Here is an 11539-nt window from a genome sequence, read left to right as displayed (position 1 = left end):
TGTAAGTGTCAAGAATAAAGTTCAAAGTTATTTTGGCGAAACTCCTTTGCTTTTTCATGGAGCCCTTTATCAAGCGCCTCTTCCGGGTTTATTCCCTGTTCTGCAGCAAATTGCCTAACATCTTGTGTGATTTTCATGCTGCAAAAATTTGGGCCGCACATACTGCAAAAATGTGCTGTTTTAGCACCTTCCGCCGGCAAGGTTTCATCATGATATTCCCTTGCAGTATCCGGGTCAAGCGCAAGATTGAACTGGTCTTCCCACCTAAATTCGAAACGGGCCTTGCTCATGGCATTGTCGCGATACTGTGCTCCGGGATGACCTTTTGCAAGATCTGCGGCATGAGCAGCAATTTTGTAGGTGATAACACCGTCTTTTACGTCCTTTTTATTAGGCAGTCCTAAGTGCTCTTTCGGGGTTACATAACAGAGCATCGAAGTGCCAAACCAGCCGATCATAGCTGCTCCAATACCCGATGTAATATGGTCGTATCCGGGTGCTATATCTGTTGTAAGCGGGCCAAGGGTATAAAAAGGGGCCTCGCCGCATTCCCTTAACTGTTTATCCATATTTTCTTTAATCATGTGCATGGGCACATGGCCCGGGCCTTCGATCATGGTTTGAACGTCATGTTTCCATGCGATTTGTGTTAATTCTCCTAATGTTTCCAATTCGGCAAATTGTGCCGCATCATTGGCATCTGCTATAGACCCGGGACGTAAACCGTCGCCCAGCGAGAAGCAAACATCGTAGGCTTTCATGATTTCGCAGATCTCTTCAAAATGCGTGTAAAGGAAATTTTCCTGATGGTGGGCTAAACACCATTTAGCCATAATGGATCCTCCACGTGAAACAATGCCTGTTGTCCGCTTGGCCGTTAAAGGTACATAGGGAAGACGCACACCCGCATGAATGGTAAAGTAGTCAACACCTTGTTCCGCCTGTTCAATTAAAGTGTCTTTAAAAAGCTCCCAAGTTAATTCCTCCGCCTTGCCATTTACTTTTTCAAGCGCTTGGTAAATAGGCACCGTTCCAATAGGCACAGGCGAATTTCGAATAATCCATTCACGGGTCTCGTGTATATTCTTACCGGTTGATAAATCCATTACCGTATCAGCGCCCCATCGAATAGCCCAAACCATTTTTTCTACTTCTTCTTCGATGCTGGATGTTACGGCTGAGTTGCCTATATTCGCATTGATCTTAACCAAAAAATTCCGACCGATAATCATGGGCTCGGTTTCAGGATGATTAATATTATTTGGTAAGACCGCCCGTCCGCGCGCGATCTCCGACCGAACAAACTCCGGTGTTATAAATCCCTGGTATATATGTGCGCCAAAATTCTGCCCTTTGTGCTGTTGCCATAAACTATTGTCCTTCTCATAAAGTTCTTCCAGGCGCATGTTTTCACGTACGGCTATAAATTCCATTTCAGGGGTTATCATACCTTTTTTGGCATAATGCATTTGAGAGACATTCGCTCCATCCTTAGCCCTTCTGGGGGATGTCGAATGCTCAAAACGTAAATAATCAAGCGCTGGGTTACTCAGTCGGGATTTGCCATATGCCGAGCTAATGTCGTTCAGTCGAACGGTGTCACCTCGCTCTTCAATCCAGGGATTCCTTAATTTCGGTAAACCTTGTCGCACATTAATAGCTACATTCGGATCGGTATAAGGCCCGCTTGTATCGTAAACGGTGACAGGGCGGTTTTCTTCTGTTATATTCCGAAAGCGATCGGTCGTTACGCTCAATGATATTTCGCGCATTGGCACCTGAACATTATGCAAAGCGCCTTGCACATAGATTTTTCTGGAACCTGGAAAAGGAGTTCTGCTGATAGTTTGCGCCGAAGGCAGTTTTTCTGTTTTCATTTGAAAAGATTTTATGGGTAATTTTTCTTGTAAACGCGTTATCCGCCTTGTGCTGCGGTAATGATCGTTATATGATCTCCCGGATGGATCTGAAAGCTTTCCCAACTAGACTTGGGAACAACGTGCTCATTTACGGCAATGGCAACACCTTTTGTTTGCGTTAGTCCATAACTCTCCAAGGCAGCGATAAGATGCTGGCCATTTACAAAAAATGTCTGATGATTAATGTTGACTTCCATATTGCAAAAAATTTGATGCTTTAGAAGTCAACCGGAACGGTATGAGAAGACTTGTCTACTTTTCCCTTCGCAGGCATTATCCTGAGCAGGTTGTGAGGGTAACTCTCAGCCCCAATAATGGGACACCCCTAAAGCTTTTGTTTCAAAAGTATAAAATATTTTTTAAAGAATAGAAATCCCTTTGGTTTATTTGTTGGAAAATTCTTCTTAAGGCGTTATTATAAACATTCAGCAGTAATATCTATATTGAGCACCGGAAAACGCTTGATATGAAGCGTTCCCGTTTAAAAAAAATTATTTACATCCCGGTTTATTAGCCATTAACCGCCGAATGCAGCATAAAAACAAGCAAAAAATGAATAAAAGACAATAATAGGATGAAAAAAAGTTTATTTTTTCTAGTACTGATCTCCCTATCAGCAGGCCTGTTCGCACAAGAAAAGGAGGTATCGGCCATTAAAAACGTATTGCAGAGGCAAGAACAGGCGTGGAATGTTGGAGATATCCCACGGTTTATGGAGGGCTATTGGAAAAGCGATAGCTTGCTTTTTGTTAGCAAGGCGGGACCTATTTATGGCTGGCAAGGAGCCTTTGACAGATATAAGAAAACTTATCCGGACCGGAACGCCATGGGAACATTAGCTTTTAATCTTTTGCGGTTTGACCGCTTATCTCCAACGAGCTATTTCGTATTGGGTAAATGGCATTTAAAACGGCTGAACGATGATCTTGGAGGTACCTTTACGCTCCTATTTAAAAAAATAGGAGGTAAATGGTTAATCGTTGCTGATCATACCAGTTAAAGGCTGTCATTAATGAACGACAGAACGATTTTTTAGCAATCTAATTCCAAAAATACGGGGCAGTGATCGGAATGTAGCGCATCTGTTAAAATAGCAGCCTGTTTGATACGGCCTTCTAAAGCGCGGCTGGCCATGTTGTAATCAATTCGCCAACCGAGATTTTTAGCCCGTGCATTTGCACGATAGCTCCACCAGGTGTATTGATGAGGCTCCGGATGGAGGTGTCTAAAGGTGTCTATATACCCGCTATTAATGAAGCTTTCCATCCAAGCCCGTTCTTCGGGTAAGAAGCCGGAACTATTGGCATTTGATTTGGGATTGTGGATGTCTATTGCGCGATGACAAATATTATAGTCGCCGGAAATGACAAGGCTGGGGAACTCTGTTAACAATTTATCGCTATAACGGCGAAAATCGTCCAGAAATTGATACTTAAAATCTTGTCGGGCATCGCCGCTAGAGCCGGATGGAAAATAAGCACTTATTATGGACAATTCTTCAAAATCTGCACGGATGATCCTTCCTTCCTTGTCATAGGCCTCAATGCCACAACCATATTCAACATGTTTCGGACTACGTTTTGTTAAAATGGCTGTTCCACTATAACCCTTTTTCTCTGCAGGGAACCAGTAATGTTCATAACCAAGTCCTTCGATCAATAATAAATCAATAAGCTGATCGGGTGAAGCTTTAATCTCTTGCAGACAAACGATATCCGCGTCCGATTCTTTTAACCAATTTATCCAATCCTTACGCATGGCGGCACGAATACCGTTGACGTTATACGTTATTATTTTCATCAATCTAGAGTAGTTCTTTTGTTCTGTCTTGTAATGTACCGGAAATTAGGCGATCTTATTCGATAAGAATCGCTGTTATTTTGCGAACAAATCTAAAAATCGTCTGAAAATGTTTGGCTTATACGGCACTCCCTTCAGCTCTGCTTCCAATTTTCTGGTTGCCAAAGGGGTAAGAATGCTCACCTCCATCGTAACGTTTTGGAGTGGTCGGTCATTGCTGTCTGTGGGCAATGCAGCTATGCTATCAATTAAAGACAAGCCCTTTACGGTTTCGCCAAAAACGGTATAGTTATGATCAAGAAAGGGAGTCCCTCCTATTGTCTCATAAACATTACGTTGGTAGGGTGGGATTTTCCGACCTTCCAGTTTCAACTGCTCTAAACGGTCCAGTTCTTTAGGACTGTACTTTTTACCTTGGACGAGGTAAAATTGTGCTGCACTGGATGATTTGTCGGGGTTATTATCTCGAGCGGCGGCAAGAGCCCCTTTCTTATGAAAGAGACTATCATTGAACTCTGCCGGAATTTTATAATCCAGGTCTCCTTCTCCCAAAAGCGTCCCTTGTGGTGCATTTTTAGAATCGGGATCACCTCCTTGAATCATGAAGTCTTTTATTACCCGATGGAAAAGAGTACCATTATAGAAGCCTTCTTTTACAAGCTTAATGAAGTTATCGCGGTGCTTAGGGGTTTCATTATAGAGCCTTACAATGCATGCTGTGCCATTTACTGAAATACGCGCATAGGTATATTCAGGTTTTGCAGCGAATGTAAATAAGCTAAGAAGTGATAAAGACAAGAAGAGAACTGTTTTCTTCATATAGAATAGCGGATAGATTATAGCGTTTTAGTATTTGTAGAGTTTGGGATATGTTCTTCAAAATAATCAATAATGAGCGACTTTAGAATGAGTTCCTGTTCTAAAAGGGTGTAATTGGGAATTGACTTAATCAATTTCCAATGTGGCCACCCATCTTGGTCGACGCCTTCCAGTTCATAGAAACCCATTTCGCTAAATAATCGGCAGGTTGCAATATGCATTAATTCTTCCTTCTGCCTTTTGGAGAATTTTTGTGGTCCCTTACCCAGCTCCTGTACGCCTATTAGAAACAAAAAAACTTTTATATCGGGAACCTCTGTATCAAAATGATCGGCCGTATATTTTTGCAATACACGCCAGCGATTGTTTATTTCTGATGCATTCATATATTGCAAAGATAACATATACGACGGTATGAATGCAGGAATGGTTCCGTATTAATGCTAAATAATACGGGCCTTAAGAAGCGACTTTAAATCATCGCAGGATTTTTCGATAACCGATGTTACGCGTCACCCGAAATTCAATTACCAAAATGTGGATTTTTTTCCACACTTTGTGTGCCTATGGCGAAGATGAGCGATAGAAAAATGAACTCTTAGGTGCATTGCGGCCCCTTTCTTTTTTTGGCACGCTATTTCTATACAGAATAGTGAAACAATGGCACAGCAAGATAAGAGAGCGTATGAAAGTCATTGTTAATGTCCATCGGGGGAGGCCTCAATAGACAATTAAATTGACAATTTGTGAAACCTATCAAAGGTTTAAATATACAAATGACTTTGCTTTTGAGATACCAAATCAAAATAGTAAAGTTAAGATAACGGTAAAGTACTTTAGAAGTATGTACTGTTTGTTTTAGTATCTGACGGAAGGCTACCATATTCTTGGTGGCCTTTTTTTATTATGCGTATCTTTGTCTAGCTAGTTTAACCAGCGCTTATGAGATAGAGAAATGAATGATATACAGGATAGACGGGATATTGAACACTTAGTTCGCTTATTTTATGAGCGAGCTACAAAAGATACGCTAATAGGGCATTATTTTACTTCGGTAGTTCCGATAAATTGGGATGAACATATTCCCACGATTGTATCTTTCTGGGAAAATATTTTATTTCAAACAGGAGCCTATAAAGGGGGGATGCTTTTTAAGCATATGAACTTAAATTATCTTTCCGCGTTTAAACCAGCCCATTTTGATAGATGGCTTGATATATGGGAAAATACCGTAAACGAGTTGTTTAGTGGCGAACGTGCAGAAGAAGCGAAATTCAGAGCGAACAGTATTGCTATTATTATGCAAACCAAACTAGGTGTATACCCTCCTGAAAATAAGAAGTAAAGAGCAGTGCGGAGAGACACTGCTCTTTTTTGCTAAAATTAAAATAACCTATAGCCAATACCGATAGTCCATACGTTTATTTTTTGCGATTCTGCACCATCTTTAGTTAAGTTACTTAAGCCATGTTCGTAGCGCAAATCAGCTCTAAGCCGCATGATGTCTACACCTACACCACCGGTTAGAGCAATCGCTTGGTTTTTATAAGATCCGGTTTTACCAACCTCGCCTAATCTGTCAAAAACCGAATTGTCTTTATCAATTATAAAGGAGACTACCGGACCTACTTGTACACGGGCAGCGATGGGGCCTAGTCCGATTCGAGTACCTAGTAATAGGGGTAAATCTAAGCTTGTAAAATCCATTTTTACTTCAGCGTCCCCTTCATTTACCTTTGCCTCCGCATTTTTTCCTGTTACTTAAAGCTCCGGTTGAAAATGAAAGCCTGCGCCGCCAATACGCGCCCAAAGGCCCGCTTGATAACCGGTGCGGCTGCTTTTGTCAAACCAGTTCCCGTCTGTTCTTAAGGAAGAAAAATTTAACCCTCCTTTAATACCAAGCTGAAAAGTAGGAAGTAATTGAGCCGAAGCAATTGTCACTGTACTAATCAGTATACAAATAGATAAAAGTGTTTTTTTCATGTTCATACTCGTTTTTAATTGTTAATAGCATGTATGGTAAAGTTTTAGCATCTGTTAACTATACCGATACCTGATTCCACAAATTTCGAGCCTAAAATCGTTTTTTGAGGGTTACAGGCCCGGATATATGTGTTACCTGTTTGATTTAGTGAAATTTTGTTTTAAGTTTGTTTAAAACCAGAATATATGATGTCTTTTACGTTAAATGAAGCTGATTGGAAGGTTCTCCGGGAAAAGATTAAGCGAAAATATAATCACCTGACTGACGAGGACCTTGACTATCGGGCGGGGCAAGAAGAAGATCTCGTCAATAGGTTGTCAACACGGGTGAAAAGAAAACCGGAATATATCTTGTTTACATTAAAGAAGGGGCTAGCGGATTTATCGAGCAATAGGCTTTAGTATAGTTCGTGAGTTATTACCCGCCAATCTACGTCAGATTCTTTGTACAGATTATGCTTATAGTAATGCCTCAAGAGCTTGATTTTTGGGCATTGATCCTCTATCAATAAAATGCAAGCTGATGAAAAGATTAACCAAACGTAGTCACATCGTTAAGCTGTTAGTAGGACTTGTAGTTGGAGTCTTGTTCATGGCTTTCACGTTCGTTAAAGATGATTTCTTTGAGATTGGAAAAAATCTTGAGATCTTCTCAGCTCTTTACCGACAAGTCAGTATGACTTATGTCGAGGATGTAAATCCAAATCTCTTAATGAAAAAGGGAATCAATGCCATGCTGGAAGAATTGGATCCCTACACCGAATTCGTGCCTGAATCAGATTTAGATGATTTTCGTCTTAGGTATATAAACACACAATATGCAGGATTGGGTGCCAAGATTGTAAGTTTAGAAGATAAAAGTATTCAAATTGCCGAAATATTTGAGGCCTATCCTGCCCATAAAGCAGGGTTGGAGGTGGGAGACGAAATTATACGTATCAACGGCCAGGCGGTTAAAGGAATGACTTCGGAAGATGTTAGTCATCTATTAAAGGGGGAAGAAGGGACCGTAATTGAACTGGGCATCAAAAAGAACCTGACCGGAACCCTGGAAAATATCAAAGTTACCCGTCAGAACATCATACAGCCTAATGTGAGCTATTCGACTACACTGCCCGGAAATATAGGTTATATAAAACTGGATAAGTTCCTAACCGGCGCTGCGGATGAAGTTCGCAAAGCGATTCTTGAAATGAGGCGAACAGCTCCATTAAAGGGGCTTGTGCTGGATTTACGTGATAACGGAGGGGGAATACTGCAGGAATCGGTGAAGATTGTAAATTTTTTTGTTCGGCAAGGACAGGAAGTAGTTTTTCAACAAGGAAGACAAGGGGATAACCGATTTACTTATATCACGAAGCAAGCTCCTTTAGCCCTTCAATTACCTTTAGTTGTATTGATCAATGAGCGCTCGGCTTCTGCCTCTGAAATAGTGGCGGGTGCGTTGCAAGATTTGGATCGTGCGGTAGTTATAGGAAAAAAGAGTTTCGGGAAAGGACTCGTGCAACAAACCTATCGTTTGCCTTATAATAATTTAGTAAAAGTAACGGTAGCAAAGTATTATACACCCTCAGGCAGATGCATTCAAGCGCTCGACTATGCGCACAAGGATAACCGGGGCAAGGCGATAAAGATTAATGATAGTTTAATCACGGAGTTTAGTACGGTAAATGGAAGAAAAGTATATAATGGTGACGGTATATCGCCTGATATTGAAATAAATGAACAAGCCCAAAGTATGATTGTACAGGAGTTGAAAAATAAATTTTTAATTTCCGGTTATGCCAATCAGTATTATCATAAACATAGTTCGCTAAAAGACCTTCAGTCGTTTCGGCTGTCGGATGAAGATTATAGCGACTTTTTGACGTATCTATCGGCCCATAATTTCACCTACAGTACACGTTCGGAAAAGGCTCTTCAATACTTGCGGTCAGAGCTGGAAAAGGAAAGTCGGAGCGAGCAGGTTGCAGACGAATTGAAAGTCCTTGCGCAAAAGATAAGGTCGCACAAAAATCGAGACTTAGTACTTTATAAAGAATATATAAAGGGACAGCTTGAAGAAGAGATTGCGTCGCGGTACTATTTTCAGAAAGGTAGGTATCGTGTAGCATTAACGAAAGACGACGCTACAAAAAAGGCTCAACAGATCTTAGCCGCGACCGATATGTTGGTTTATAATAACGTGCTTTCGGGAAAAGGTAACTATCATATTATTGGAAAGCCGAAGGTCCACCTAGCCTCTGCGGAGCCCTTGAATAATTGAACTTTTAACCATGTTTTTCGCCGATGCGTTTAAAGAAGGAATCCCGGTAGGTATCTCCTATTGGAATCAACTTTTCTTTTAACGAGATCCGGCCACGTTCTATACTCTCAATTTTTTCCAAAGCTACGATGTATGACTTATGAACGCGGACGAATCGCTCCTCGGGAAGCGTTTCTTCCATCTTTTTCATATTTTGAAGGGTTATTATCCGTTCACTGGAAGTATAAATCGAGATATAATCTTTGAGCCCTTCGATGTAATAAATGTCATCATAGTCGACACGTTGAATCTTATGCTCTGTTTTTACGAATATAAACTCACTGTTTTTATTATGATTCTGTGATTGATCAACCGAGGAGTTTTTTGGAGAAAAATGAATCTTTTGACTAATGACTTTCTGAATGGATTTATAAAACCTATCAAAGGCAATGGGTTTTAGTAAATAGTCAGTGACGTTCAGCTCGTAGCCTTCGAGCGCATATTGAGGGTAAGCCGTGGTGAGAATTACATCACATTTTCCATTTATGATTTTTAAAAATTGGATGCCGGTTAATTCCGGCATTTGTATGTCCAGGAAGACCAGATCAATTGCCCCTTGTTGTACCAAGCCTAAACCCTCGATGGCATTGGTGGTTGTTGCTGATAAGGTAAGCTCCGGTACTTTTTGAATATAATCTGCTATAATATCTAATGCCAAAGGTTCGTCATCAACTACTAAACATCGTATCATGGTTTATGAATTTGCTTTATAAATATACAAATAATTCGCTGCTGTAATAATCTTCGTTATCGTGTACAATGAAGCTATGCTTGTCGGGATACCCAAGCTCCAACCGCCTTTTTAGATTGGTCAGGCCAATTCCTCCGGACTTATCTTTATTTAGCTTGTTCTTCTTGTTCTGCGCTTTGAAGTGCAGGCGACTATTCTGAACTTCAACGGTGATTCTAATCGGATGTTCCTTGTCTGTTGCAACGCCATGCTTGAAAACATTTTCAAGAAAGGAAATTACTAACAGCGGCATGATGCGGTGCTGATAATTGTCGATGTTGATATGAAGATCCAGATACACTTGTTCCTTAACCCGAAGTTTTTGGAGTTCTATATAATTTTCCAGGTAATTTATCTCTTCTTCTAAGGACACCTTCTCGTCATTGCTTTCATATAGCATATAACGCATAATTTCGGATAATCTCAATATGGCTTCCGGTGCTTTATCTGATTTTTGGTAGGCAAGTGAATAAATATTATTGAGCGAGTTGAAAAGAAAGTGTGGGTTAATCTGCGTCTTTAAAAAAGCCAGCTCTGCGTTCAGTTTTTCCGTTTCTAGTGTTTTCCTTGCCTGTTCCATTTGATAGGAATTTGTCGCCAGCCGAAAGGCATAACCTAGTAGCATAAAAAACAGGGTGATTATAATGGCTGAAGTAAAGTATTCTGCTTTGGTTAAGGTTCGTTCCATATGGTCACCGTAACGCATAAGAATAGGTTCATTATAGACGGCGATTGTCAACTTAATGAGCGCGCAAACAAATAAGCAGCAAGTGGAGATAATAAAGCCCGAAAGGTAACGCTTGTTTCCAATAAAATAAGAGGCAGTAAAGAAATAAGTAAAATAAAAGATTCCAACATTAAATACCGTGAACAGACTGTAAAAGATTAAATGCGGAAGACTGTTCTTATTGTCATTTGCCAAAAATAATAGGGTGGCTAAAATAAGCCAAACGAGTATATGGTAAAGGATGTGACTTCTCTTCATGTAGGCTAAGCGCTCTTATTTTTATATTATGCTTTTATAGCTGCTTACAAGGTAACAAATATATCTTTTATGTGGCAATTTAGGTACTCTTGATATACTAACGGCCCCGCTTAAGCGATGAACTTGCTAATACAGCCGATGTAATGAATCTCCTGTTTGTCTAGAAATATAAAGCGTTAGTCTAAAAAACTTTATTAAAAAAGAAAACACTCGTTTATTTGTATCATAATAATTAAGAAAAAAAATGAACACCTTAACTCCTAAAAATATGAAAACGCTTTTATCGAATATTTCTCCATTCTTGCTGTTATTGATACCGATATTAATAGCAGCTTTGGTGATATGTACGCATGTCAATACAGAAGTCATACAAAGATCCGCAGATTTAAATGCCTCCTTTGTTACGATCCCTAAATATTTAAACGTGAGGGCTCTTCTTTTCTGATTCGGTTAAGATAGCGGAACTGTTTTTTAAGGAGAAAAGGTTGTAAGATTTTCCCCATCATATATTTTTATGGACGCCCATTTAATAGGGCGTTTTTTTTTATTTTAAAATAACTAAGAAAATAGTTGTAAAACTAAATATTTAGTTTTAAGTTTGTGTTATTAACCGGAAAATATATGGAAATCAAAGAATTAACACGCGCTGAAGAGCAGGTTATGCAAGAGCTTTGGAAGCTGGGTAAAGCTTTTGTGAAGGATATCATTGAGCAAATGGACGAACCCAAACCTGCATACAATACCGTATCTACAATCATTCGCATTCTTGAAGCCAAAGGTTTTGTTGATCATGAAAGTTTTGGGAAAAGTCACCGTTACTTTGCCAAGGTGAGCAAGGATGCCTATAAAGAGTTTGCGACGGGCAAATTGTTATCTGGGTATTTTGATAATTCACCTCGCAGTATGCTGTCGTTTTTTTTACAAGAGCATAAGCTGGATGTAAAGGAAACGGATGAGCTATTAAGACTGCTGGAAAAAGCGAAAAAGAAGTAAAGTGT

General features: G+C 40.0%; 13 protein-coding genes, 1 pseudogene and 1 riboswitch. Of the genes and pseudogenes, 5 read left to right on the top strand and 9 right to left on the bottom strand.

Annotation, left to right across the window (positions count from 1 at the left end; all coding sequences use genetic code 11):
* Positions 1–8: 8 nt before the first annotated feature.
* Positions 9–1877 (bottom strand): phosphomethylpyrimidine synthase ThiC, encoded by a 1869-nt coding sequence (gene thiC / locus E0E36_RS02320; RefSeq protein ID WP_130854582.1) that lies wholly within the window; start codon positions 1875–1877, stop codon positions 9–11.
* Positions 1878–1915: 38 nt separating this feature from the next.
* Positions 1916–2116 carry a sulfur carrier protein ThiS gene (thiS, locus tag E0E36_RS02315; protein WP_130854581.1) on the bottom strand — a complete coding sequence of 67 codons (201 nt, stop codon included), beginning with the start codon at positions 2114–2116 and terminating at the stop codon, positions 1916–1918.
* 45 nt (positions 2117–2161) lie between these two features.
* A riboswitch (TPP riboswitch) is annotated at positions 2162–2256 on the bottom strand.
* Between the two features lie 237 nt (positions 2257–2493).
* On the opposite strand from thiS, the gene E0E36_RS02310 reads away from it, so the two are divergent.
* Positions 2494–2919 carry a YybH family protein gene (locus tag E0E36_RS02310; RefSeq protein WP_130854580.1) on the top strand — a complete coding sequence of 142 codons (426 nt, stop codon included), beginning with the start codon at positions 2494–2496 and terminating at the stop codon, positions 2917–2919.
* Positions 2920–2951: 32 nt separating this feature from the next.
* On the opposite strand, the gene E0E36_RS02305 is transcribed toward E0E36_RS02310, so the two are convergent.
* The 3 genes from E0E36_RS02305 to E0E36_RS02295 form a co-directional block, all read right to left on the bottom strand.
* Entirely contained in the window at positions 2952–3719 is a 768-nt protein-coding gene (locus E0E36_RS02305; RefSeq protein WP_013664681.1) for an exodeoxyribonuclease III, read from the bottom strand.
* Between the two features lie 75 nt (positions 3720–3794).
* Entirely contained in the window at positions 3795–4538 is a 744-nt protein-coding gene (locus E0E36_RS02300) for a peptidylprolyl isomerase (protein ID WP_130854579.1), read from the bottom strand.
* A gap of 17 nt (positions 4539–4555) precedes the next feature.
* Positions 4556–4924 (bottom strand): hypothetical protein, encoded by a 369-nt coding sequence (locus tag E0E36_RS02295; protein WP_041387158.1) that lies wholly within the window; start codon positions 4922–4924, stop codon positions 4556–4558.
* Between the two features lie 569 nt (positions 4925–5493).
* Here E0E36_RS02295 and E0E36_RS02290 point away from each other — a divergent pair.
* Positions 5494–5883 (top strand): group III truncated hemoglobin, encoded by a 390-nt coding sequence (locus E0E36_RS02290; RefSeq protein ID WP_013664685.1) that lies wholly within the window; start codon positions 5494–5496, stop codon positions 5881–5883.
* A gap of 38 nt (positions 5884–5921) precedes the next feature.
* Here the strand turns inward: E0E36_RS02290 and E0E36_RS02285 are convergent.
* Together E0E36_RS02285 and E0E36_RS02280 are read right to left on the bottom strand one after the other, a co-directional pair.
* A pseudogene (locus tag E0E36_RS02285) lies at positions 5922–6263 on the bottom strand (outer membrane beta-barrel protein); the annotation flags it as partial.
* A gap of 36 nt (positions 6264–6299) precedes the next feature.
* Positions 6300–6521 carry a hypothetical protein gene (locus tag E0E36_RS02280; RefSeq protein WP_130854577.1) on the bottom strand — a complete coding sequence of 74 codons (222 nt, stop codon included), beginning with the start codon at positions 6519–6521 and terminating at the stop codon, positions 6300–6302.
* Between the two features lie 186 nt (positions 6522–6707).
* Between E0E36_RS02280 and E0E36_RS02275 the strand changes: the two genes are divergently transcribed.
* Positions 6708–6923 carry a hypothetical protein gene (locus E0E36_RS02275; protein ID WP_013664687.1) on the top strand — a complete coding sequence of 72 codons (216 nt, stop codon included), beginning with the start codon at positions 6708–6710 and terminating at the stop codon, positions 6921–6923.
* A 121-nt stretch (positions 6924–7044) separates the two neighbouring features.
* Entirely contained in the window at positions 7045–8787 is a 1743-nt protein-coding gene (locus E0E36_RS02270) for a S41 family peptidase (protein ID WP_130854576.1), read from the top strand.
* Between the two features lie 4 nt (positions 8788–8791).
* Here the strand turns inward: E0E36_RS02270 and E0E36_RS02265 are convergent, their stop codons facing one another.
* A complete protein-coding gene (locus tag E0E36_RS02265; RefSeq protein ID WP_013664689.1) occupies positions 8792–9517 on the bottom strand; it encodes a LytR/AlgR family response regulator transcription factor in 726 nt (241 codons plus the stop codon).
* A 16-nt stretch (positions 9518–9533) separates the two neighbouring features.
* Complete coding sequence (locus E0E36_RS02260) at positions 9534–10541, bottom strand: sensor histidine kinase (RefSeq protein WP_013664690.1); 1008 nt, start codon at positions 10539–10541, stop codon at positions 9534–9536.
* Between the two features lie 621 nt (positions 10542–11162).
* Between E0E36_RS02260 and E0E36_RS02255 the strand changes: the two genes are divergently transcribed.
* Positions 11163–11534, top strand: coding sequence for a BlaI/MecI/CopY family transcriptional regulator (locus E0E36_RS02255; protein ID WP_130854575.1), 372 nt, complete (start codon positions 11163–11165; stop codon positions 11532–11534).
* Positions 11535–11539: the final 5 nt, after the last annotated feature.

The sequence above is a fragment of the Olivibacter jilunii genome, assembly GCF_900607235.1.
In the GTDB taxonomy this organism is placed as follows: Bacteria; Bacteroidota; Bacteroidia; order Sphingobacteriales; family Sphingobacteriaceae; genus Olivibacter; species Olivibacter oleidegradans.
This window is presented reverse-complemented; position numbering and strand designations above follow the sequence as displayed.